This window comes from Nocardioides ganghwensis (assembly GCF_014779655.1).
Classification (GTDB): Bacteria; Actinomycetota; Actinomycetes; order Propionibacteriales; family Nocardioidaceae; genus Nocardioides; species Nocardioides ganghwensis.
On record NZ_JACXYX010000022.1, the window covers coordinates 26,465 to 50,106 of the forward strand.

General features: G+C 72.6%; 20 protein-coding genes and 1 tRNA gene. 11 read left to right on the forward strand and 10 right to left on the reverse strand.

Annotated elements, in window-relative coordinates; translation table 11 throughout:
- Positions 1–43 precede the first annotated feature (43 nt).
- The 4 genes from IEZ24_RS19710 (at position 44) to IEZ24_RS19725 (ending at position 3,950) form a co-directional block, all read left to right on the forward strand.
- Positions 44–664 (forward strand): hypothetical protein, encoded by a 621-nt coding sequence (locus IEZ24_RS19710; protein ID WP_129456762.1) that lies wholly within the window; start codon positions 44–46, stop codon positions 662–664.
- Positions 665–725: 61 nt separating this feature from the next.
- Entirely contained in the window at positions 726–986 is a 261-nt protein-coding gene (locus IEZ24_RS19715; RefSeq protein ID WP_129456761.1) for a GlsB/YeaQ/YmgE family stress response membrane protein, read from the forward strand.
- Between the two features lie 73 nt (positions 987–1,059).
- On the forward strand, positions 1,060–2,424 hold the full coding sequence (chrA, locus tag IEZ24_RS19720) for a chromate efflux transporter (protein WP_129456760.1): 1,365 nt from the start codon (positions 1,060–1,062) through the stop codon (positions 2,422–2,424).
- 38 nt (positions 2,425–2,462) lie between these two features.
- A complete protein-coding gene (locus IEZ24_RS19725; protein ID WP_129456759.1) occupies positions 2,463–3,950 on the forward strand; it encodes a fused MFS/spermidine synthase in 1,488 nt (495 codons plus the stop codon).
- 22 nt (positions 3,951–3,972) lie between these two features.
- On the opposite strand, the gene IEZ24_RS19730 is transcribed toward IEZ24_RS19725, so the two are convergent.
- The 7 genes from IEZ24_RS19730 to IEZ24_RS19755 all read right to left on the reverse strand — a co-directional run bounded on the left by IEZ24_RS19730 (position 3,973) and on the right by IEZ24_RS19755 (position 11,564).
- Positions 3,973–4,812 carry an HAD-IIA family hydrolase gene (locus IEZ24_RS19730; RefSeq protein ID WP_129456758.1) on the reverse strand — a complete coding sequence of 280 codons (840 nt, stop codon included), beginning with the start codon at positions 4,810–4,812 and terminating at the stop codon, positions 3,973–3,975.
- The gene (locus IEZ24_RS19735) at positions 4,809–7,286 is read right to left on the reverse strand and encodes an MMPL family transporter (protein ID WP_129456757.1); all 2,478 of its coding nucleotides are present in this window, start codon (positions 7,284–7,286) and stop codon (positions 4,809–4,811) included. The genes IEZ24_RS19730 and IEZ24_RS19735 overlap by 4 nt, the downstream gene beginning before the upstream one ends.
- Positions 7,287–7,338: 52 nt before the next feature.
- Positions 7,339–8,046, reverse strand: coding sequence for a TetR/AcrR family transcriptional regulator (locus tag IEZ24_RS19740; protein WP_129456756.1), 708 nt, complete (start codon positions 8,044–8,046; stop codon positions 7,339–7,341).
- 206 nt (positions 8,047–8,252) lie between these two features.
- Positions 8,253–9,068: an alpha/beta fold hydrolase gene (locus tag IEZ24_RS19745; protein WP_224745602.1), complete on the reverse strand. Its 816-nt coding sequence runs from the start codon at positions 9,066–9,068 to the stop codon at positions 8,253–8,255.
- Positions 9,069–9,295: 227 nt separating this feature from the next.
- Positions 9,296–9,979: a DUF308 domain-containing protein gene (locus IEZ24_RS21885; RefSeq protein ID WP_129456754.1), complete on the reverse strand. Its 684-nt coding sequence runs from the start codon at positions 9,977–9,979 to the stop codon at positions 9,296–9,298.
- A gap of 330 nt (positions 9,980–10,309) precedes the next feature.
- Positions 10,310–11,356 (reverse strand): acyltransferase family protein, encoded by a 1,047-nt coding sequence (locus IEZ24_RS19750; RefSeq protein ID WP_129456753.1) that lies wholly within the window; start codon positions 11,354–11,356, stop codon positions 10,310–10,312.
- Between the two features lie 118 nt (positions 11,357–11,474).
- Positions 11,475–11,564: transfer RNA gene (locus tag IEZ24_RS19755), tRNA-Ser, on the reverse strand.
- A gap of 156 nt (positions 11,565–11,720) precedes the next feature.
- Here IEZ24_RS19755 and IEZ24_RS19760 point away from each other — a divergent pair.
- The 4 genes from IEZ24_RS19760 (at position 11,721) to IEZ24_RS19775 (ending at position 17,881) form a co-directional block, all read left to right on the forward strand.
- Positions 11,721–13,658, forward strand: coding sequence for a lysophospholipid acyltransferase (locus tag IEZ24_RS19760; protein ID WP_129456752.1), 1,938 nt, complete (start codon positions 11,721–11,723; stop codon positions 13,656–13,658).
- The gene (locus IEZ24_RS19765) at positions 13,655–15,088 is read left to right on the forward strand and encodes an HAD-IB family hydrolase (protein WP_129456751.1); all 1,434 of its coding nucleotides are present in this window, start codon (positions 13,655–13,657) and stop codon (positions 15,086–15,088) included. The genes IEZ24_RS19760 and IEZ24_RS19765 overlap by 4 nt, the downstream gene beginning before the upstream one ends.
- Positions 15,085–16,479: a wax ester/triacylglycerol synthase domain-containing protein gene (locus tag IEZ24_RS19770; RefSeq protein WP_129456750.1), complete on the forward strand. Its 1,395-nt coding sequence runs from the start codon at positions 15,085–15,087 to the stop codon at positions 16,477–16,479. The genes IEZ24_RS19765 and IEZ24_RS19770 overlap by 4 nt, the downstream gene beginning before the upstream one ends.
- Positions 16,480–16,612: 133 nt before the next feature.
- On the forward strand, positions 16,613–17,881 hold the full coding sequence (locus IEZ24_RS19775; protein WP_129456749.1) for a DUF2254 domain-containing protein: 1,269 nt from the start codon (positions 16,613–16,615) through the stop codon (positions 17,879–17,881).
- A 13-nt stretch (positions 17,882–17,894) separates the two neighbouring features.
- Here IEZ24_RS19775 and IEZ24_RS19780 read toward each other — a convergent pair whose 3' ends face one another.
- From IEZ24_RS19780 to IEZ24_RS19790, 3 genes are all read right to left on the reverse strand, one after another.
- Positions 17,895–18,365, reverse strand: a complete 471-nt coding sequence (locus IEZ24_RS19780) for a GNAT family N-acetyltransferase (RefSeq protein ID WP_129456748.1) — start codon at positions 18,363–18,365, stop codon at positions 17,895–17,897.
- The gene (gene tadA / locus IEZ24_RS19785) at positions 18,362–18,808 is read right to left on the reverse strand and encodes a tRNA adenosine(34) deaminase TadA (protein WP_129456747.1); all 447 of its coding nucleotides are present in this window, start codon (positions 18,806–18,808) and stop codon (positions 18,362–18,364) included. Before tadA ends, IEZ24_RS19780 begins: the two co-directional genes overlap by 4 nt.
- 82 nt (positions 18,809–18,890) lie before the next feature.
- Positions 18,891–19,376 carry a tRNA adenosine deaminase-associated protein gene (locus tag IEZ24_RS19790; protein WP_129456746.1) on the reverse strand — a complete coding sequence of 162 codons (486 nt, stop codon included), beginning with the start codon at positions 19,374–19,376 and terminating at the stop codon, positions 18,891–18,893.
- Between the two features lie 96 nt (positions 19,377–19,472).
- Between IEZ24_RS19790 and upp the strand changes: the two genes are divergently transcribed.
- The 3 genes from upp to IEZ24_RS19805 all read left to right on the forward strand — a co-directional run bounded on the left by upp (position 19,473) and on the right by IEZ24_RS19805 (position 23,640).
- Positions 19,473–20,114: a uracil phosphoribosyltransferase gene (gene upp, locus IEZ24_RS19795; RefSeq protein WP_129456745.1), complete on the forward strand. Its 642-nt coding sequence runs from the start codon at positions 19,473–19,475 to the stop codon at positions 20,112–20,114.
- Positions 20,115–20,131: 17 nt separating this feature from the next.
- Entirely contained in the window at positions 20,132–21,946 is a 1,815-nt protein-coding gene (locus IEZ24_RS19800; protein WP_207206927.1) for a glycoside hydrolase family 13 protein, read from the forward strand.
- Positions 21,947–22,074: 128 nt separating this feature from the next.
- Positions 22,075–23,640 (forward strand): Re/Si-specific NAD(P)(+) transhydrogenase subunit alpha, encoded by a 1,566-nt coding sequence (locus tag IEZ24_RS19805; protein ID WP_129456744.1) that lies wholly within the window; start codon positions 22,075–22,077, stop codon positions 23,638–23,640.
- Positions 23,641–23,642 lie beyond the last annotated feature (2 nt).

Sequence of the window (23,642 nt, forward strand, 5' to 3'; positions counted from 1 at the left end):
CCGGGGCACGCGACCGACGCGGGGCCGAGGGACAGGGGACCGCGTGACAGAGGTAGCGATCGAGCGGTCGGTGACGCCCACCCTCGCCAAGACCGCCAACGTGCTCGCCAAGGGCGCGCTCGTGCTCCTGCTGGCGTTCGCGGTCGTCTATCCCGACCAGGCCCACCTGCGCGACAAGGCCGCCGGCATGCGCGCGATCGGCTACCCGCTGATCTCCTTCACCGTGCCCGTGCTGTGGTGGACGCTCTGGCGCGACCGCATCTCGTTCCCGTGGCTGCCCGACCTCCTGATCACCATCACCTGCTTCACCGACATCCTCGGCAACCGCATGGACCTCTACGACACGGTCGTGTGGTTCGACGACTGGATGCACTTCATGAACACCGGGCTGCTCGCCGCCGCGTTCATCCTGCTGACCTTGCCGCGCGACGTCGGGTTCGGCCGGGTGCTCGAGCGGGGCCTCGCCTTCGGCGCGACGGCGGCGATCGCCTGGGAGGTCGCGGAGTTCTTCGCGTTCATCAGCCGATCGACCGAGCGGGAGTTCGCCTACGCCGACACCCTGGGCGACCTGACCCTCGGCGCTGCGGGCGCGGTGGTGGCCGCCGTCGTCATCCACCGGTCCTGGCGTCGGGGACGGCTCCGGGATCCGCGACCGCTCACCTGAGGGTGTCTATGCTCGGGAGCACGGAGCCACCCGCTCCACTCCCGAGCACCAGGAGCGCACCATGTTGGGATTCCTCGTCGCCGGCCTGATCATCGGAGCGCTGGCCCGCCTCATCAAGCCCGGCAAGCAGGACCTCGGACTGCTCGCCACCCTCGGCCTCGGACTCGTCGGCTCGCTGATCGGCGGGGTCATCGCCCAGTTCTTCGGCACGGGCGACATCTGGGAGCTCAACGTCATCGGCTTCGTCCTCGCCGTCATCGCGGCCGTCCTCCTCATCGGGGTGGCCGAGTCGGTGGCGGGCAGGAACAAGTCCGCGGGGTGACCCGGTCCGGTGAAATCGGTTTAGTCGACCTGAAAACTTGACTTAGACCCGCTCGGAGCGGTTCGGTTCGTCCATGGCTGAGCCCTCGCCCGTGGCGCACGACGTCATCCCGCTCCGTGAGGCGACGCGGACGTGGTTCGCGATCTCGCTGCAGACCTTCGGTGGTCCCGCAGGGCAGATCGCGGTCATGCAGCGCACCCTCGTGGAGGAGAAGCGCTGGATCGGCCAGCAGCGGTTCCTCTTCGCCCTGTCCTACTGCACGCTCCTGCCGGGCCCGGAGGCGCAGCAGCTGGCGACCTACGTCGGCTGGCTGCTCAACGGTGTCAAGGGGGCGCTCGTCGCCGGCGTCCTCTTCATCCTGCCCGGGGTCGTGGCCCTGCTCGCCCTCTCGGGGATCTACGTCGCCTACGGCGAGACCACGCTCGTGGAGTCGCTCTTCCTCGGGCTGGCACCGGCCGTCATCGCGATCGTCGTCCAGGCCGTCGTACGGGTGGGTCGCAAGGGCCTGGGCCATCCGGCGCTCGTGGGCCTCGCTGCCCTCTCCTTCGTGGCCCTGACCTTCTTCGACGCACCGTTCCCGGCGGTGGTGCTCGCCGCCGCGATCGCGGGCTGGGTGCTCGGACGCCGGATCCGTACGCTCACCCGGCCGCCCGCCTCGGCTGTCGACGACGGTCCGCCCCCGCTCATCAGCGACGACGCGCTGCACACGGAGCGGCCGTCGACCCGCAGGGCAGCGCTGGTCCTCGGCATCGGCCTTCTCGTCTGGTTCGGCCCGGTCGCGCTCGCCGCCGCGGTGTTCGGACGCTCGAGCATCTTCGTCGACCAGGGCGTCTTCTTCTCGGGGGCCGCCCTCGTCACCTTCGGGGGCGCCTACGCGGTCCTGGCCTACGTGGCCCAGCAGGCGGTGGAGGTCCACGGCTGGCTGGCACCCGGTGAGATGGTGCGCGGACTCGCGCTGGCCGAGACCACGCCCGGCCCGCTCGTGATGGTCGTGCAGTTCGTCGCGTTCGTGGGTGCGTACCGGTCCCCGGGCGACCTCGACCCGTGGGTGGCCGCCGTGCTCGCCGCCGGCCTGACGACCTGGGTGACGTTCGTGCCGTGCTTCCTCTTCATCCTCCTGGGCGCCCCGTACGTCGAGCGGCTGCGGGGCAACCGCGACCTGGCGGCGGCGCTGGCCGGGATCACGGCCTCGGTGGTGGGCGTCATCGCGAGCCTGGCGGTCTTCTTCGCCCTCCACACGCTCTTCGGCGAGACCCGGCACCTCGTCGCCGGACCGCTCGACGCGGAGTACCCGGTGCTCTCGTCGGTCGACTGGGCCGCGCTGGCCATCACCGGCCTCGGTGCGGCCCTGGTCTTCTGGCGCGGCTGGTCGGTGCTCCGGACCCTCGGCGCCTGTGCACTGGCGGGGGTCGTGCTGGGCCTCGCGCTGGCCGCCTGACCCCCCGGCGCTGGGAGCCGACTGACAGGATCGTCGCCATGGCAGGCGAGTCGGCGCAGGGGCACGGACTGTCCGCGTGGGTCGCGGCCGCGCTCGTGTTCGGCTCGTCGGCGGCCGTCCTCGTGGTCGAGCTGGTGGCGCTCCGCCTGCTCGCGCCCCACTACGGCCTGACGCTCGAGACCAACACGCTGGTGATCGGGATGGCCCTCACCGCGATCGCCGCCGGCACCTGGGCCGGCGGGTGGACCGCGGACCGGGTCGCGCCGCGACCGCTGCTCGGACCGCTGCTCGGCGTCTCGGGCGCCGCGGTGGCGCTGACCCCCGCCGTCGTACGCGGGGCTGCCGCGTCGGGCGACGCCGGCCTGCTCCTCCTCGCGGCCATGCTGTCGATCCTCGTGCCCGGGGTGCTGCTGTCGGCGGTGGGCCCCGTGGTCATCAAGCTGCGGCTCACCAGCCTCGCCGAGACCGGCACCGTCGTCGGACACCTGTCCGGGCTCGGCACCGTGGGGGCGATCGTCGGCACGGTGGTGACCGGGTTCGTCCTCGTCTCGCGCGTGCCGGTGAGCGGGATCCTCGTGGGCCTCGGCGTCGCCTTGCTGGTGACGTCGGTCCTGGTGCAGGTGTCGGGGCGCCGCGGCCGCGGCGACGCGGTGCTCGGGCTGGTGGTCGCGTTCGCCGGTCTCGGTGCGGCGGCGGCGCCCAGCGGGTGCGACGTCGAGACGACCTACCACTGCCTCGCGGTCACCGAGGACCCCGACCGGCCGGACGGCCGGGTGCTGGTGCTCGACGGCCTGCGGCACTCCTACGTCGACCTCGACGACCCCACCCACCTCGACTTCGCCTACGTCCAGGCGATGGCGTCGGTGCTCGACACCGCGTTCCCCGCCAACGACCCCCTCACGGCCCACCACCTCGGTGCCGGCGGGCTCACGCTGCCGCGCTACCTCGCGGCGACCCGGCCGGGCACCGCGAGCACGGTCTCCGAGATCGACGCCGGCGTGGTCGAGGCGGACCTCGAGCTGCTCGGCGGCTCGCTCCCCGACGGCGTCGAGGTCGACGTCGAGGACGGGCGACTCGCCATCGACGACCTCGACCCCGGCACGCTCGACCTGGTCGTCGGCGACGCCTTCGGAGGCGTCAGCGTGCCGTGGCACCTCGCCACGGTCGAGGCGCTCGGCGGCCTCGAGCGGAGCCTGGCGGCGGACGGGGTCTACGTCGCCAACGTCATCGACCACGGCCCCCTCGACTTCGCCCGCGCCTACGTCCGTACGGCGGCGGAGGTGTTCGACGAGGTGGCGCTGCTCGCCGCCCCGGACGTCCTGGCGGGCGACGACGGCGGCAACCTCGTCCTCGTCGCGTCCGGGGCGCCGGTCGACCTCGACGCCGTCACCGCGTCGTTCGCCGAGCGCGACCTCGACTGGCGCGCGATGTCCGGCGACGAGCTCGCTGCGTGGGCGGCCGACGCTCCGGTGCTGACCGACGACTACGCGCCGGTCGACCAGCTGCTCACGCCGTACGGTTGGTGACCGTGCTGCCCGTGGCGGAGGCCTACGAGTCCTCGGGCAGGCACATCCGGCTGACGAAGGGGACGACGTCGGCGATGGACTCGACCATCCGCGTCGGGCGGTAGGGGAAGTTCTCCACCTGGTGGCGCTCGGTGGCGCCGGTGGCCACGAGGATCGTGCGCATCCCGGCCTCGAGGCCGCTGATGATGTCGGTGTCCATCCGGTCGCCGATCATCACCGTCGTCTCGGAGTGGGCCTCGAGCCGGTTGAGCGCGCTGCGCATCATCAGCGGGTTGGGCTTGCCGATGTAGTAGGGCTGGCGCCCCGTGGCTGTGCTGATGAGCGCGGCGACCGAGCCCGTCGCCGGGAGCATGCCCTGCGCGCTCGGTCCGTTGGGGTCGGGGTTGGTCGCGATGAAGCGCGCGCCGCTGGCGATGAGGCGGATGGCACGGGTGATCGCCTCGAACGAGTAGGTGCGGGTCTCGCCGAGCACGACGTAGTCGGGGTCCTGGTCGGTCATCACGTAGCCGACGTCGTGGATGGCCGCGGTCAGGCCGCTCTCGCCGACGACGTACGCCGAGCCGCCCGGCCGCTGGTCGTCCAGGAACTGTGCGGTCGCCAGCGCCGAGGTCCAGATCGACTCCTCCGGCACGTCGATGCCGCTGCTGCGCAGCAGCCGCACCCGCAGGTCGCGCGGGGTGAAGATCGAGTTGTTGGTCAGCACCAGGAACGGCACGTCGTTCTCGCGCAGGGCCGCGATGAACTCCTTGGCGCCCGGGATCGGTTCCTCCTCGCGCACCAGGACCCCGTCCATGTCGGTCAGCCAGGTGCGTACGGAGCGGGATTCGGTCACGGGGCCATTGTCGTGCACGCGGCCGGTCATCCCACTGGGTGGCTGCGCTCGAGCCTGGCGCCCTCCACGTCCACGTCGGGGAGGATCCGGTCGAGCCACCGCGGCAGCCACCACGCCTTCTCGCCCAGCAGGTGCATCGCGGCCGGGATCAGCAGCATCCGTACGACGAACGCGTCGAGCAGCACGCCGAAGGCCAGGCCGAACCCGATCGGCTTGATCGTCGCGTCGTGGGAGAACACGAAGCCCGCGAAGACCGAGATCATGATGATCGCGGCAGCCGTCACGACCGCGCGCCCGGCGTGGAGGCCGTGCTGCACCGCGACCCGCGCCGGCGCTCCGTGGGCGTACGCCTCGCGCATCCCCGAGACCAGGAACAGCTGGTAGTCCATCGCCAGGCCGAAGAGGATGCCGGTGGCGATGATCGGCAGGAAGCTCAGCACCGGGCCGGGGGCGTGGACGCCGAACAGGTCGGCGAGGAACCCGAGCTGGAAGATCGCGGTGATGCCGCCGAAGGCCGCCAGCAGCGACAGCACGAAGCCGAGCGTCGCCGTGAGGGGCACGAGGATCGAGCGGAACACCACGATGAGGATCAGCATCGAGAGCCCGACGACCAGCACGAGGTAGGTCGGCAGCACGTCGGCGAGCTGTCCGGAGATGTCGATGTTGGCGCTGGCGTTGCCGGCGACGCCGAGCGTCGCCTCGCTGCCGTCGACGGTCTGCGGCCTGAGCTCGCGCAGGTCACGGACCAGCTCCTCGGTCGACTCGCTGGAGGGCGCCCCGTGCGGGACGACCTGGAAGGCCAGCGACGTACGGTCCACCGAGGCGCCGATGGGCACGACCGCCTCGACGGACCACAGGCGGTCGATGGCCGCGCCGATGGCGGCCTGCTCGCGCAGCACGGCGTCCTCGCCCTCGCCGAGGGGCGCGGCGAGGTCGGCGACGACGAGCAGCGGACCGTTGGACCCGTCACCGAACTTCTCCGCTTGGACCTCGTAGGCCCGGAAGCCGGAGGAGTCCGGGGGCTGGGTGGAGCCGTCGGGCAGGCCGAGCCGCATCTGGGTGGCGGGGGCGGCGACGAGGAGCAGCGCCGCGATGCCGAACCCGAGCACCCAGCAGGCGCGCAGCGTGCTCATCGGGCGGTCGCGCTCGGTGATGGCGTCGTCGTGGGCGCGCTCGCCGGCGGCCAGCCGCTCGCGCTCGCGGCGGCGCAGGATGCGCATCCCGACCAGCGAGAGCACGGCCGGGGTGAGGGTGACCGCCATGAGGATCGCGACCAGCACGGCGACGGCGCCCACCGTGCCCATCAGGCCGAGGAACCCGACCCCGGTGACGTTGAGGGCGAGCAGCGCGACGATGACGGTCACGCCGGCGAAGACCACCGCGTTGCCGGACGTGCCGTTGGCCAGCCCGATCGACTCGTGCAGGCCGGCGCCCTGCTTCAGCTGGCGGCGGTGGCGGTTGATGATGAAGAGGGAGTAGTCGATGCCGACCGCCAGGCCCAGCATCACGCCGAGCACCGGCGTGACCGAGACGAACTGGACCAGGCCCGAGAAGGACAGCGACGCCAGCGACGCGACCCCGACCCCGAGCAGCGCGGTCACGAGCGGGAGCGCGGCGCCGACGAGGGTGCCGAGCATGACGGTGAGCACGATCGCCGCGATCACGACGCCGGCGATCTCGCCCGGCCCGAGGATCGAGGGGACGGTCTGGGCGATCTCCTGGGACGGGTGGACCTCCACGCCGTCGATGCCCGCGTCGGCGACGAGGTCCTCGATCTCGGTCTTGGTCTCGACCTCGACCTCGTTGATCGGCAGCGAGAAGACCACGTTGGCCACCGCGGCGGAGCCGTCCTCGGAGACCGTGCGGAACCCGGACGACAGCCCGGACAGCGTGGCGCCCACCTCGAGCCGGGGCCTCTGCTCCTCGATCCGGGCGAGCCCGCGGTCGACCTCGGCCTGACCGTTGTCGAGCTGCTGCTCCGCAGCCGCGAGCTGGGAGCGTACGGCGGCGAGCGTCCCGGCCTCACGCGCCCGCCGGCGCTGCTCCTCGAGCGCGTCGCGGCCGGCGTCGATCTGCGCCTGGGCGGCGTCGAGCTGCACGAGCCCGTCCTGGAGCTGCTGCTGGCCCTCGGACACCTGCTCGGCCGACTCGTCGACCCGGGACTGCGTGGCGAACGGGTCCGTGACGTCCTCGATCCCGTCGACCTCGGCGATCCGGTCGAACAGGTCGACCAGCTCCCGCTCCTGCGCTGCCGTGAGCGCTTCGCCGTCGGTGGTCTCGGCGACGATCGATCCGTTGCCCGCGCCGGTGCCCTCGAAGTCGTCCTGCAGCTGCTGCGAGACCCGTGTGGTGGGGGTGTCCGGGAGCGAGATCGACGACGACAGCGCCCCGGCGAAGGACACGTACGTGACGGCGGTCACGGCGAGGAGGGCCAGCCAGGCGCCGATCACGGTCCAGTGGTGGCGGGCTGCGAAGCGACCGATGCGGTAGAGGAGCTCAGCCATGTCGGCGGGCCTTTCGGGGGAAGCGAGGGAAGCGGAGTGGGCGGGGACGCCCTCAGTCGGCGGGGCCGAGGCGGAGGTGGTGGAGCAGGCGCTCGAGCAGGCGGTCCCACTCGGCGCGCGCGGCGTCCGGGACGTCGGGCGGGAGGTCGGGGTGCTGCTCGAGCCAGATGTCGGCGATCGTGGTGATGCCGCTGAACATCAGCGCCAGGGTCAGCTCGAGGTCGAGGGCGTCGAGGTCGGGCGCCCGCAGCTGCAGGTGCTCGCGCAGGCGCCCGCCGACGTGCTCGAAGGCGGTGCGCGAGATGTGCTGGGCGCGCTCGTCGGCCGGGGCCGGGGCACCGAGCACGAGGTGGATCGACGCGATGGCGGTCGGCAGGTCGACGCCGCGGGCGGACCCGGCGACCGCGGCGAGGACCGTACGGCCGTCGAGGTCCGTCCCAGGGCCAGTTCCGGGGCCTGTTCCGAGGCCCGCGCCGGGGCCTGTCCGGTGGAGGGCGGCGATGCGGCGGTCGACCTCGTCGAGCAGCTCGGTGGTGGTCTCGGCGAGGCGCTGCTCGCACACGGCGACGAGGAGCTGGTCGAGACCGGCGAAGTGGTTGAACACGGTCCGCCGCGACACCCCGGCGCGCGCGGCGACCTGGTCGACGGTGAAGCCGGCCGAGCCGTGCTCGGTGGCGAGGGCGCGTGCCGCGTCGAGAATCGCGAGACGTCGCTCCGCGCGCAGTGCGCTGCGCCCGTCGGCTGGCTGGTCGGTGGTCACCCGATCATTGTTGCACTGAGTGCAAAAGGTTCGTCATCGGCGGGCACCGAGGGCCGACCTGGTGGGGAAGTCCGACTGTTGGTGGGGGTTGTGAAAGCCCCGAAGTGGCGGACTCCCCGCTCGAGCGGGGAGTCCGCCACCTGGAGGGGGACACAACCCCCACGACGTGTCGGACTTCCCCTCCAAGTGCGTCCGCGCGCCGTGGATCAGCCGCAGGTGTCGGCGGCCGGCTCCCCGGCGAACCGCTGCCTGGTCCACTCAAGGAGGTCGGGCACGAGAGGTGAGTCGTCCGCCACGACGCCGACGTGGTCCCGGTCGGCGTAGGTGCGATAGTCGACCGGCCCGCCGTCGGAGGCGCAGCGCTGCTCGGCGTACGCCTCCTGGGCCGCCGGGATGACGAGGGGGTCGGTCTCGCCCTGCGCGAGGAGGAGTGGCGCCGCGATGAGGTCGCTCGGGACGTTCTCCGCCAGCCGGGCGCCGAGCGCTCCGGACGAAGGGTCGGTGTCGAAGACCGAGGTGTCCTGGGTGAGGTACTCCGCGATGTTGAGCAGGGCGCCCGGGCCGGACAGGCAGCGTGTGGCCATCTCCTCGACCTGCACCTCCGCGGCGCCGCGGACGTAGTCGTCGATGTCGACGTCGTCGTAGGCGGCGGCGTACCCGTCGAGGACGTACGCGGCGAAGATGCTGCCGCCGGTGACGTCGTCCAGGTTGGTGATCAGCCCCGTGAGGTTGCTGGCCGGCGCCATGGCGGCCACCCCGACGACCCCGGCGCCGGGGGCGTAGTCGCCGGCGAGGGTGCCGGCCCACAGTGCGGCGTGCCCGCCCTGGGAGTGGCCCCAGACCACGGCTTGGTCGGAGAGGGACAGTCCCTCGACCGAGCGGGCCGCGCGGATGCCGTCGAGCACGGCGTGGCCGGCCGGTTCCCCGACGAGGTAGGCGTGCGGACCTTCGGTGCCGAGGCCGATGTAGTCGGTCGCCACGACCGCCCAGCCGTTGTCGATCGCCTCGTCGAGGGTGAACATCGCCCCGGCCTCGAAGGGGTCCTCCAGCAGCGACGGCGCGCATCCTTCGGCGACCCCGGTCGTGCCGTGCGCCCAGGCGACGACCGGCAGCGGGTCGCCCCCCGCGTCCTCCGGCACCACCAGGAGGGCGCTGGCGAGTGCCGGCTCGTCGCCGAGCGCGGTGGTCGTGTAGAGGATCCGCTGCGCGGTCGCGCCCTCCGGGATCGCGCGGTCGAAGTCGGCCGTCCTCAGCAGCGCGCCGGGCTCGGCAGGGACGTCGTCGGGAGCGGCGTAGAAGTCGTCCGGCACCGGCGTGCTGTCGCTGACCAGGGAGCCGACGCCGGCGAGCACGACAGCCAGTGCGAGGGTGCCAGCGGCCACGACCGCGAAAGGCTCCGCCGCCACCACGGCGCAGGCCCCGCGCTGCGGGTCAGGCCGACCTCTCGCCCGCGCACGCCCTGCCAGACCAGCTGGAGCCCGGTCCACAGCAGCCGGATGCCGAAGACCACCGCGACGACGATCGACGCGAGATCGGGCCACGTGACTGCGAGCACGGCGAGGACCATGCAGGCCGCACCTCGAAGGGCTGCGGCGATCCGGCCCGGACCGCTCTCGCGCGCCGCCCGGACGAGCGCGACCACGCCGTCGACCAGGAGCGACAGCGCGACCACCCAGACGAGGGCGACCACCGCGCTGCCGGGCCACAGCACGATCGCGACCGCCGCGAGGGCGTACGCCGCGGCGGGTGCGAGCTCGAGGGGTGCGTACGGTCGCTCCGCCTCCGCCAGCCGGGCGGCCGCCATGACCAGGAGCCCGACGACCACCAGCAGCATCAGCAGGCTGAGGGAGGCGAACGGCCGGAAGAGCAGCCACCACCCCACCACGACGGCCACGATGCCGATCCCGGCCGACCACCACCGCTCTCGCGCCATCACGGTCTCCCTCCCGCTGCGCCCTGTCCAAGGTGTGTCGAGGGTAGCGGGCCCGTCACCCTTTCGGGGGGTGGTCCGGGGTGGAAAAACGCAGCGGCACGGCCCCTGCGAGGGCCGTGCCGCGGTTGCGTTTGTCGGTGCTGTCGGTTCCGCCGCCACTGGGGGGATCCGTACGTCGGCGGGAGGTCGGCGTACGGGGACGGCGGGCGGGCTGGACGGAACGCGGCCGTCCGGCCCTACCGTCAGTGGGACGGCGCCCGCCCGGTGTCGTGACGGCGTTCCAGGGGTGGTCTGGACCGGTGGACCAGAGCATGTCTTACAAGGGACGGATCAGGGCGCCAGGGTCGGCTCCCGCCTGGGCGGCACCCTGGGGTGGTCCCGGCGGAGGTCGAGGTGCTTGAGGCGCATGGCAGGGCGCTCCACGAGCAGCCACGACGTCCAGGCGAGGGGCACGGTGATTGCGAATGCGAGCACGATGTGCAACGCGACGCCGAGGCCAGGCACGAACCACTCCAGCAGGACCTGGACCGGGAACGCGTAGATGTAGACGCCGTACGACACGTCGTTCCGCTGCGCCCATCTGGCCGGGATCACGGCTCCGGCCCACAGCAGGGAGTAGGCGAGCGGCAGGCCCCCCGCGAAGTGCGCCCACTCGAGGGAGAGGAACAGAGCGAGGCACGCGACGGAGACGATCGCCCACCGCGCGTCCAGCGGCACCCTGCCGGAGAGGAAGTAGAAAGTCATCCCAGCCAGGAAGTAGGTCCCCAGCCACGCGAGGTCCCGGAACAGGTCGGTCGAGATCCCACCCGGTCCGAACATCCACCAGACGCTGACGGCCCCGAGCACGTACAGCACCGCTGACACCGTCGCCGGGTGACGACGCACCAACGCGATCGAGAGCAGGACGCCGGCTCCGATGTAGGCGATGAACTCGAACCACAAGGTCCACAGCGAGCCATTCCATGCCCATCCGTCGACCGTGCCCGGGATGGTCCACGTGAACTGCCGCAGAGCAGCGTTGCTGGCCATGTAGCGTACTGCTTCCGAGGCACTCCAGACGCCGCCGCCGAGGGTCGAGAGGGGAGCAGCGACGAGCGCTACCGCGGCCAGCACCACCCAGTAGGCGGGCAGGATCCGCAGGCAGCGGTTCCACATGAAGCGGCCCAGCGGGAGACGCATCCGCGAGTGGGCGATGAGGAATCCCGACAGGCAGAAGAAGCCCGGCACGGCCAGCGAGACCACCGACTCGACCCACCCGGGCGCTGCCCCCTCGCGACCCACGGGCCACGCGTGGCCGACGATCACGGATCCGGCCAACACCAGGCGGAGAAGGTTGAGCGAGTTCGGGCGCTCGAGTAGCGCGTTCCGCAGGGTCATGCCGCACCGTATGCACGGTCACGACCGCCTCCTCGCGGCCCGGCTCCGCTATACCTAGGTCGGGCGATGTCGCAGATACGTCGATCGGGCCGGTCCGTGGAGGACCGGCCCGATCGGGTGGCGGTGACGGAGGGATTTGAACCCTCGGTGGACTTGCGCCCACAAACGCTTTCGAGGCGTTCTCCTTAGGCCGCTCGGACACGTCACCGCGCCGAACGTTACCGGAGGGGCCGCGCAGGCCGGAAACCGGCGCGGGTCCACCTGTCCCACACATCCGGCTGGGCCATGGCCAGCGGACCTCCCGACCGGTAACTTGCGGCGCACGCCTGTGCTCGCGCACCACGCGAGCGGGAAGGAGGGGTCAGTGGCCGTCGTACGCCGTGTCCGCGACCTCGCCCGCGCCGCGCTCCCGAGGAGCGTGGGGGAGCGGCTGCCGGCCGCACCGCCGCAGGAGGTCACCGAGCTGCTCCACGACAAGCGCTTCCAGCGGGCGGTCGCCCTGGCCGCCGAGGAGCAGGGTCGCGTGGAGGAGGAGGTCTGGGCGGAGGTCAAGGGCTACCTCCACGAGATGTCCGCCGCCCACGACGAGCGCGCCTCGCAGGGGTGGGCCCGTATGGGCGACTGGTTCCTGCGGGCCTACGACGTGCTCGTCGACGAGGACCAGATGCAGCAGCTGCGGAAGGTCGACCGCGCGCACAGCCTCGCGCTCGCCTTCAGCCACCGGTCCTACCTCGACGGGATGGTCATCCCCAACGTGCTGATGGCGCGGCGGTTCTCCCCGACCTACACGTTCGGCGGCGCCAACCTCAACCTACCGGTCATCGGTTCGTTCGCGAGCCGCACCGGACTGATCTTCATCCGGCGCTCGACCCAGGAGATCCCGGTCTACCGCCTCGCCCTGCGCTCCTACATCCGCCAGATGGTGAAGAACAAGCGCAACCTGGCCTGGTCGATCGAGGGCGGACGTACGCGCACCGGCAAGCTGCGGCCGCCCGTGCACGGCATCCTCAAGTACCTCACCGACACCGTGCAGGGCGAGGGTGAGGGAGACCCCTTCGGCGAGGACGCACCGGACGTGCAGGTCGTGCCCGTCTCGGTGGTCTACGACCAGCTGCACGAGGTGTCGCTGATGACCGAGGAGGCCAGGGGCGCCAACAAGACGCCCGAGGACTGGCGCTGGCTGGTCCGCTTCGCCCGGCTGCAGCGCAACCGCCTCGGCCGGGCCTACCTCACCGTCGGCGAGCCGTTCTCGCTGCGCGAGCGGATGGACGAGCTCGCCGCCGAGGGCGTCACCGGTCACCAGGCCGTCGAGCGCGTCGCGCTCGACATCTCCCACCGCCTCAACCGCGCCACCCCGGTGACCACCACCGCGATCGTGTCGCTGGCGCTGCTCGGCGCCGACCGCGCGCTGACCGTCGACGAGGTGCTCGAGACCGTCGAGCCCCTCGCGGCCTACATCGAGGCCCGCCAGTGGCCGGTCGCCGGCGCCGCCGACCTCCGGGACCGCTCCACCATCCGCCGCGCGCTCGCCGAGCTGACGCAGAGCGGCGTGCTGACGGCGTACGACCAGGGCACCGAGCCGGTCTGGAAGATCGGCGACGACCAGCACCTCGTCGCCGCGTTCTACCGCAACACGGTGATCCACATCCTCGTCGAGCGGGCGATCGGCGAGCTGGCGCTGCTCACCGTCAGCGAGCTCGAGCCGGGCGCCGAGCTGCCCCCGGGCGGGGAGCTGCAGGTGGGCTGGGAGGAGGCGAAGCGGATGCGCGACCTCCTCAAGTTCGAGTTCTTCTTCCCCTCCCGGGCCGGCTTCGAGGAGGAGCTGCGCACCGAGCTCCGGCTCCTCGTGGGCGAGGGCGTCACCGAGATGACGCCCGTGCGCGCGCGTGAGCTGCTCGTCACCGCCCGTCCGCACCTCGCCCACCTCGTGCTGCGGCCCTTCCTCGACGCCTACCTCGTGGTCGCCGACCGGCTCGCCGACCACGGCGACGGGCCCGTCGACGAGAAGGACCTGCTCGCCGACTCCCTCGCGGTCGGGCAGCAGTGGGCCCTGCAGCGGCGCGTCGCCAGCGAGGAGTCGATCTCGCTCGAGCTCTTCCGCACCGCCCTCGCACTGGCCCGCCACAAGGGCCTGCTCGAGGCGGGCGAGGGCGTCGGGTCGGCCCGCGAGGCGTTCGCCGCCGAGCTGCGCGACACCCTGCGGCGGGTCAACATCATCGGCGAGATCGCGGGCGACACCGTGACGGTCGGCCACCCCGAGCCCGAGCCCCGCGAGCAGCAGGGCCGGCAGGAGCGCGTGTGAGCGGGCTGTCCGCTGCCGTCCAGGAGGCGATCGACGCCATCGAGGCCGGTCCCCAGGGCCCGTCGGTCGGCGCCTTCTTCGACCTCGACGGCACCCTCGTCGCGGGCTACACCGCCGCCACCTTCTACGGCGACCGGCTCAAGGGTCGCGACGTCTCGCCGGCCGAGTTCCTCCGTACGGTGGTCACCGCCGTCGACGGCGAGCTCGGCGGCGACCCGACCCGCATCGCCCACGTGGCGTTCTCCGCGATGCGCGGCGAGTCGGAGGAGGCGTTCGCCGACCTCGGCGACCGGCTCTTCCGGTCCAAGATCGCCGGCACCATCCGCCGCGAGTCCCGCGCCCTCGTGATGGCGCACCAGCGGGCCGGCCACACGGTCGCCGTCGCCTCGGCCGCCACGAAGTACCAGATCGCGCCGGTCGCCCGCGACCTCGGTGTGGAGCACCTCGTCTGCACGCAGCTCGTCGTCGAGGACGGCCAGTTCACCGGCGCCACGGACGGGCCGATGCTGTGGGGACGCCACAAGGCCAGCGGCGTGCGCGCCTTCGCCCGCGAGCACGGGATCGACCTCGCCGAGTCCTACGCCTACGGCAACGGCTACGAGGACGTCGCCTTCCTCTCCTCCGTCGGCAACCCCACCGCGCTGAACCCGCACCGCGACCTGCGGGCCGCCGCGGCGCGACTCGGGTGGCCGGTGCTCGACCTGAGCGACCCCGTCGGCGGATCGCTCGTCGCCGCCGGCCGTACGCTCGCCGCGCTCGCCGGGATGAACGCCGGCGTCGGAGCGGGGCTGGCCTACGGCCTCGCCCGCGGGAACCTGCGGGAGGGGCGCAACGCCGCCGTACGCCTCGCGACCCGCCTGCCGATGGCGCTGGCCGGCGTGTCGGTCGACGTGCTGCACCAGGAGCGGCTCTGGACGCACCGCCCGGCGATCTTCGTGGCCAACCACCAGAGCGCGCTCGACATCCCGGTGCTCGGCCGGCTGCTCGAGCGGGACTTCACGATCGTCGCCAAGAAGGAGGCGCGGTGGGACCCGCGCGCGATGGTGGGGTCCGTCGTGATCGACCCCGCGTGGATCGACCGCGGTGACTCGGCGTCGGCCCGGGCCACGCTCGACGGCGTCGTCGAGCGGATCCGCTCCGGCACGTCGCTGATGATCTTCCCCGAGGGCACGCGGTCCGCGACCCCCGTGCTCGGCCCGTTCCGCAAGGGCGCCTTCCACCTCGCCGCGCAGGCGGGCGTGCCGGTCGTGCCGATCGTGCTGCGCAACACCGGCGAGCTGATGCGACGCAGCTCGCTGGTGCTCAACCCGGGCGTGGTCGACGTGTGCGTCCTGGAGCCCGAGACCGACTGGAGCACCGACGACATGAGCGAGCGGATCGCCGCCCTGCACACGAAGTTCGAGGAGACCCTCGCCAGGTGGCCATCATGAGCACCTCCAGCGAGGACTTCGAGCGCTGGGGCGGCGCGGCCGCTTGGTCCGCCGGCACCGAGCTGACCGCTATGCAGACCCTGCTCTGGCGGGCCGAGCGGCACCCGGTGCAGTCGTCGACCAGCACGGTCGTCATCGACCTCGACCGCGCGCCCGACTGGAAGCGCTTCGTCGCCGCCACCGAGTGGGGCACCGGGCTCGTCCGGCGGCTGCGGCAGCACGTCGTCGAGCCCGTCGTCCCCACCGCCGCCCCGACCTGGGCCGACGACCCGACCTTCGACCTCTCCTACCACCTGCGTCGTGAGCGGGTCTCGTCCCGCGAGGAGATGCTCGCCGCCGCCGCCCAGGTCGCGCTGCGCCCCTTCGACCGGTCGCGGCCGCTGTGGGAGGGCGTGCTCTTCGAGGGGCTGCCGGAGGGGGCGGCGTACGTCCTCAAGATCCACCACGCGCTCGCCGACCCGCTCGGCACCGTGCAGCTGCTGTCGATGCTCCAGTCCGGCCGGCGGGCGCACACCGCGCGCAAGCCCGTGGGCGAGGACCAACTCGCACCCGCGGCCGCCGACCCGGTCGACCTCGCCGTGTCGGGGTTGCGCACCGACGTGGCGACGCTGCCCGGGTCCGCCAGGGCGACGGCGCGCATGCTCGGGCTCGCGGCCACCCGCCCGCAGGCCGTCCTCGCCTCGACGCTGCGCTACGGGGCGTCCGTCCGCCGCCTGCTCACCCAGACCGCGCCACCGTCGCCCGAGCTGTCGCCGCGCACCGGCAAGCAGTGGTCGTTCCTCACCTTCGACGCGCCCCTCGACCCGATCCGCACCGTCGCCCGGCAGGGCGGTGGCACGCTCGACGACGCCGCGGTCGCGCTCGTCCTCGGCGGGCTGCGCCGCTACCACCTGCGGCGCGACAGCCCCGTCGCCGAGATCCCCGTCGGCGTACGCGTCTCGCTCGACCGTGCCGACGACCTCGGCAACCGCTTCGCGCAGGCGATCATCTCCGGCCCGCTCTCCATCGACGACCCCGTCGACCGGGTGGCCGCCGTGCGCGGGGAGGTGCTGTCGCTGCACACCGAGCGCGCCCTCGAGGTGCTCGACGCCGCGGCGCCGCTGGTGAACCGGATGCCGTCCTTCGTCGGCGCCTCCGCCCTCCGTACGGCCGCCGCCCCCGACGCGTTCGTGCTCACGCTGCCGGGCCCGCCGCGCAAGCGCTTCATGGCCGGCGCCCAGGTCCAGGGGATGTACGTCCTCGGGCCGCTGCCCGGCGCGGCGCTGACCGCGTGCCTGGTGACCTGCGGCGACACCGCCTGCATCGGCGTCAACGTCGACGCCAGCGCGGTCGCGGACCTCGCCGAGCTCGAGGAGTGCCTGGCGGAGGAGGTCAGGGCCTTCTCCGGCTGAGGCACCGACCTCCGCACGTGCGACGGAAGCTGACCCCGTCGCGCGAGATCGAGGGCCAGGACCGCCGAACGTGCGCGGCACAGCGTGGGGCGTGCGGACGGGGTCTCGACACACCCGCTCCTAGGGTGGCCACATGAGGTCGTCGAGGTTCTCCCCGCTGCGGGAGTCGATGTGGTTCGTCCCCGGCCTCATGGTCCTCGGTGCGGTGCTGGTCGCCCAAGGCGTGATCTGGGTCGACCTCTGGCTCGACGAGCGCGCCCTCGACGTGCTCCCGGACTCCTTCCTGCTCGGCGTCGAGGGCAGCCGCGGCATCCTCGTCGCGGTCGGCGGCTCGGTGCTCGCGGTCGCGGCGACCACCTTCTCCATCACGATGTCGGTCATCGCCACTGCGTCGTCCACGTACGGCCCACGACTGGTGCGCAACTTCATGGCCGACCGCAGCAACCAGCGGGTGCTCGGACTCTTCGTCGCCACCTTCGTCTACTGCCTGATGGTGATGCGGCGGGTCCAGGACGCCACCGACGGCATCACGTTCGTGCCACATGTGGCGGTGTACGGGGCGCTCGTGCTGGCTCTGGCGAGTGTCGCCGCCCTGGTCTACTTCCTGCACCACATCTCCGACGTCATCCAGGTCTCCACCCTCATCCGGCGCGTCCGCACCGAGCTCGAGCGGGCGGTCGACGCCGTGTACGGCTCCGGTGCCGAGGACCGCGTCGCGGCCGGCCCGCTCGGCGCGGCGGACGCCGTCGTCCTCGCCCCGCGGGCGGGGTACGTCACGTCCATCGATGCTCCGACGCTCGCCCGGGCGGCCGAGGGCGTGGGCGTCGCCGAGCTCACGGTGGCGCCGGGCACCCACGTGATGGCAGGAGAGCCCCTCGCCCGCGTCCGGGGCGCGGAGGCGATGAGTCGTCTCGTCGTCGAGCACGTCCACATCGGCGACACCCGCACCCCCGCCCAGGACGTGGGGTTCGCGGTGCAGCAGCTCCTCGAGATGGCGGTGCGCGCGGTCTCGCCGTCGACGAACGACCCCTACACGGCCCGCAACGTGGTCGAGGAGCTGGCATCCGGGCTCGTCCCGGCGATGCGGCACCCCGCGCCGGGAGCGGGGTGGGCCGACGGCGAGGGCGTCGTGAGGGTGATCTGGCCGGTCCCGTCGGGGACCGCGCTGGTCGACCTCGTCTTCGACGACCTGCGGAACTACGCCGCCGGCGACCCCGCCGTCGTGCACGCGTCGCTGCGGCTGGCCGCGCGGATCGCTCGGGTGGCAGCCCCCGACACCGTGGTGCGCCTCCACGAGCAGGTCGACGCCCTCCTCGACCGTGCTGCGCGGGAGGGCGTGCCCGAGATCGACCTCGGCCGGCTGCGTGCCGCGCGCGAGGAGCTCCCGGCAGTGCGCGAGTGAAGGGCGCGGACCGTCAGTGGCTCGTCGGGCCGACGTAGTAGAGCATCCGGTAGTCGACGCCCTCCTCGATGTTGACGAAGCCGTGACGCTCGTAGAAGCGCCGGGTGTCGACGTCGACCTCGTCGACGCCGATGTGCATCTCCGGCGATCCGAGGTCGCGCGCGAGGCTCCGGCACAGGCCGAGGATCTCGGTGCCGATGCCGTGCGACCGGAGCGCGGGCACCACGTAGAGCTCCTCGAGCTGCGAGACCGGGCCGTCGAACCAGATGGCCGGTCGGAAGCTGACCAGCGCGAAGCCGACCGGCTCGCCCGCCTCGTCCTCGGCCAGCACCACGACGATCTCCGGGAGGTCCAGCAGCCGGGCGAACCGGGCGGCCAGCACGTCGGCGTCGTCGGTCTCGGTGTCGAACTCGGTGTTGAAGTCCCACAGCAGCTGGCCGAGCACCTCGGCGTCGGCGACGCCGGCGCGGCGTACGGTCGTCATCGGACCTCCTGCGAGCGGTGGCGGGCGAAGAAGCCGTCGAGCAGGGCCGCCGACTCCTCGGCCAGCACTCCCGCCACGACCTCGGGCCGGTGGTTGAGGCGGCGGTCCCGTACGACGTCCCACAGCGAGCCGACCGCGCCGAGCTTGTCGTCGTACGCCCCGAAGACCACGCGGTCCACGCGGGCGAGGACGAGCGCGCCGGCGCACATCGTGCACGGCTCGAGGGTGACGACGAGCGTGCAGCCGGTCAGCCGCCACTCGCCGCGGGCCGCCGCCGCCGCGCGCAGGGCCACCACCTCGGCGTGACCGGTGGGGTCGGCGTCGGCCTCGCGGGTGTTGTGTCCGGTGCCGATGACCGTGCCGGTCTCGTCGAGGACCACGGCGCCGACCGGCACGTCGTCGGCGGCCAGCGCGGCCTGCGCCTCGGCGAGGGCCAGGCGCATCGGTGCTTCCCACCTCACCCGGGGTCCCCGCGGCGTTGTTCGGGGGAGCGGAGCGGAGGAGAAGAACGTCGTGGGGTGTTCGTCATGCGGAGGTGAGTCCCACGGCGTCGTCGAAGAGCTCGCCGAACCCGAGGCGACGGGCGATGTCGGAGAGCATCTCGTCGGGGTAGAGCTCGACGTCGTCGAGCAGGGCACCCAGGTCGATCGCGTGCAGCCCGAGGTCGCCGAGCAGGTCGAGGTCGCCGGCGGGCACCTCCACGTCGTCGTCCTCCGGGGGAGGCAGACCGAGGAAGTCGATGGCCGACTGGGCCAGCTCCCACTGGTCGGCTGCGGTCACGTCGGAGAGCAGCACGCGCGTCCGTGCCCCGGTGACGCGTACGAGCACGAAGAAGTCCTCGTCGACGGCGACCATCCCGACGGCCCCGTCCTCGCCGGAGACCTGGCGGAGGGCGTGGCTCAACGACTCGATCGAGTCGTAGGCGGGCGAGGCGATCTCCTGCACCTGCCAGTCCCCGTCCTCCAGGAACGCGGCCAGCGCGAAGTCCACCTCGCCGTGCTGCTCGGACATCTGACCTCCCTCCACCAATGTCGCAGAAAGCCCCGGGTGCGCCAACCTTCTTCGGTGTCTCGTTCGGCGCCCGGCCTCCCCACTAGGGTGGCCCCCATGCGCCTGCACGTGGTGAACCACCCCCTCGTCTCCCACAAGCTCACCGTCCTCCGAGACCAGGACACCGACTCGCCGACCTTCCGGCGACTGACCGACGAGCTGGTCACCCTGCTGGCCTACGAGGCGACCCGCGAGGTGCGCGTCGCCCCGATGGACATCACCACCCCCGTCGGACCGACCACGGGCGTCTACCTCGCCCAGCCCAAGCCGATGGTCGTCCCGATCCTCCGCGCCGGGCTCGGCATGCTCGACGGGATGATGCGCCTGCTGCCGACGGCCGAGGTCGGCTTCCTCGGCATGGTCCGCAACGAGGAGACGCTCGAGGCCTCGACCTACGCCGAGCGGCTGCCCGAGGACCTGTCCGGGCGCCAGTGCTACGTCCTCGACCCGATGCTCGCGACCGGTGGCACGCTCGCGGCCGCGATCCGGTTCCTCACCGACCGCGGCGCCGACGACATCACCGCGATCTGCCTGCTCGCCGCGCCCGAGGGCGTCGCGAACCTGGAGAAGGGACTCGAGGACCTCGACGTCCCCGTCGCCGTCGTGACCGCGGCCCTCGACGAGAAGCTCAACGACAAGGGCTACATCGTCCCCGGTCTCGGCGACGCCGGCGACCGGCTCTACGGCGTCGCGCACTGACGCATCGCGTTGCCGACATGGCGCACCTGTGGGACACCCCCCATCACGACGGCTCGGCGACGTACGTCTCGGACCTGACGCCTGACCTCGGGGACGAGGTCTCGGTGTTCCTGCGTGTGCCACGGGCAAGCGGCGTGACGCAGGCGCTGCTCCGCAGCAGCATCGACGGCGAGCAGGTCCTCGTCGAGACAACGGTCGACCGGGAGACCGACCAGGAGATCTGGTTGCGGGGCGACCTCGTCGTCGAGAACCCGGTCGTCAGCTACCGCTGGCTCCTCGACGGTGTGCCCCACGGCTACCAGTGGCTGAACCAGGCGGGCGCCTTCCAGCGGGACGTGACCGACGCCGAGGACTTTCGCATCTCCACGTACGCGCCGCCGCCGGCGTGGGCTGCCGACGCCGTGCTCTACCAGGTCTTCCCCGACCGGTTCGACAAGTCCGTCGACCGGCCCGCCCCCGACTGGGCCGTCCCGCAGGCGTGGGACGACCCCGTCGTCGGGAGTGGTCCCGAGACGCCCCTGCAGTACTACGGCGGGGACCTGGACGGCGTCCGCGCCCACCTCGACCACATCGCGTCGCTGGGTGCCAACACCGTCTACCTCACGCCGTTCTTCCCGGCCCGCTCCAACCACCGCTACGACGCCTCGACGTTCGACCGGGTCGACCCCTTGCTCGGCGGTGACTCCGCCCTGGCCCGGCTCGCGGACGACGTGCACCGCCGCGGCATGCGGCTGATGGGCGACCTCACCACCAACCACTGCGGCGACGCGCACGACTGGTTCCAGCGTGCGCTGGCCGACGCCACCTCGCCGGAGGCCGGCTACTTCGTCTTCACGAGGCACCCGGACGACTACGTCTGCTGGTTCGGGTACCGCTCCCTCCCCAAGTTCGACCACCGTGACGCGGGCCTGCGCGCCGCCCTCTACGAGGGCCCGACGTCGACCGTGGCGAGGTGGCTCGGCCCCAGCGGCCTCGACGGGTGGCGCATCGACGTCGCCAACATGACGGGCCGTCTCGGCGCGACCGACCTCAACCACGAGGTCGCCACCGCCATCCGTGCCACGATGGCGGCGGCCGACCCGGACTCGCTGCTCCTGGCCGAGCACTCCCACGACGCGTCGCACGACCTCGCAGGGGACGGGTGGCACGGCGTGATGAACTACGCCGGCTTCGCCCGTCCGCTGTGGCAGTGGCTGAAGCCGCCCGAGGAGATCCGGTTCGAGCCGGGCCCCTTCACCCCGCTTCCCAGCTTCCCCGGCACCGCGATGGTGGACACGATGCGGGCCTTCTCGGCCGCGCAGCCGTGGCGCGCCACCGCCCACGCCCTCAACCTGGTCGGGTCGCACGACGTGCCGCGGATCGCCACGTTCCTCGGCGACGACGCGCTCGTCACAGTCGCCTTCGGCCTGCTCGCCTCGATGCCGGGGATCCCGATGCTGTGGGCCGGTGACGAGATCGGGCAGAAGGGCACGAACGGCGAGGACGGCAGGCGCCCGTTCCCGTGGCACGACACCAGCCAGTGGGACGACAGGAGGCTCGCGACCACCCGGGCGCTCTTCGGTGCCCGCGCCGACCACGCGGCCCTCCGCCACGGTGGGCTGCGGTGGGTCAACGTCGCCGCGGGAGCCGTCACCTTCCTGCGCGAGGCCCCGGAGGGTCGGGTCCTCGTGCACGCCGCGCGGTCGGCACACGACGTCGTACGCCTCCCGGCGGCCGCCTTCGGCCGGGAGCTCGTCGGGATCGCAGGGACCGAGGACGTCCGGGCGGACGCGGACGGGACGCTGACCCTCCCCGACGACGGCCCCCGGTTCTCCATGTGGCAGCCGGCCTGAGCACGCGACACGTGACGCGTGCCACATGAGACACAGGTGACGCGCAGCCTCCTTTCGATACGTTGTGCCCGGCCCGCACGCCGCTCAGGTCCCGACCCGGACCCGAGCCCCCACCCAGGAGGCACGCAGTGCGCATCGGCATCCCACGTGAGTCACGACCCGGTGAGACCCTCGTCGCAGCGACGGCGAAGACGGCGTCGCAGCTCGCCGCGCTGGGCTACGTCGTCGTGGTCGAGCGGGGCGCGGGAGAGGCGGCCGACCAGCCCGACACGGCGTACGCCGACGCGGGCATCGCGGTCGTCGCCGCCGACGAGGTGTGGTCGAGCGACGTCGTGGTCAAGGTCAACGCCCCCACGGACGAGGAGATCGCGCGCCTGCGCCCGGGCGCCACGGTCATCGCCCTGATGGCGCCGGGCCGCAGCCCCGAGCTCGTCGAGCGGCTCGCCGCCCAGGGCGTGACCGCGCTCGCGATGGACGCGGTGCCGCGGATCTCGCGGGCGCAGTCGATGGACGTGCTGTCGTCGATGGCCAACGTCGCGGGCTACCGCGCGGTGATCGAGGCCGCCCACGAGTTCGGCCGGCTCTTCACCGGCCAGGTCACCGCGGCCGGAAAGGTGCCGCCGGCCCGTGTCTTCGTCGTCGGCGCGGGTGTCGCCGGCCTCGCCGCCATCGGCGCCGCGGGCTCGCTGGGCGCGATCGTCCGCGCGTTCGACGTACGCCCCGAGGTGGCCGAGCAGGTCGAGTCGATGGGCGCGCAGTTCGTCACGGTCGACATGGAGCAGGAGGTCAGCTCGGACGGCTACGCCAAGGAGATGACCGCCGAGCAGGAGGCCGCCACCGCGGCGATGTACGACGAGGAGGCGCGCGCAGCCGACATCGTCATCACCACCGCGCTGATCCCCGGCCGCCCCGCGCCGCAGCTCATCTCGGCCGAGACGGTCGCGGCGATGCGGCCCGGCTCGGTGATCGTCGACATGGCCGCGGCCAACGGCGGCAACGTCGCCGCCACGGTCAAGGACGAGCGCGTGGTCACGGCCAACGGTGTCACCGTCCTCGGCTACACCGACCTCGCCGGTCGCCTGGCCGCCCAGACCAGCCAGCTCTACGGCACCAACATCGTCAACCTCCTCAAGCTGCTCACGCCGGAGAAGGACGGTGTGCTGACGCTCGACATGGACGACGTGGTCCAGCGCGGCATCGCCGTCACCCGTGCCGGGCAGGACGCGACGGCGGGGACGGGTGCGGAGGTCATGTGGCCGCCGCCCCCCGTCCAGGTCTCCGCGGCACCGGCGGCGGCCGGACCAGGGGCGGCCGAGAAGGAGCCGGCGGCCGAGAAGGTGCCGCCGGACCCGCGCCGCAAGTGGTACGCCGCCGGCCTGGCGAGCGTGCTGTTCGCGCTGCTCGCGGCCTTCTCGCCCGGGGAGTTCCTCGGTCACTTCACGGTGTTCGCGCTGGCGGTGGTCGCGGGCTACTACGTCATCTCCAACGTGGCGCACGCCCTCCACACGCCCCTCATGGCCGAGACCAACGCCATCTCCGGGATCATCCTGGTCGGCGGGATCCTCCAGGTCGGCACGGCCAGCAACGCCTTGATCCTCGTCCTCGCAGCGGTAGCCGTGCTCGTCGCCAGCATCAACATCTTCGGTGGCTTCCTCGTGACGCTGCGGATGCTCCAGATGTTCCGGAAGGGCTGACC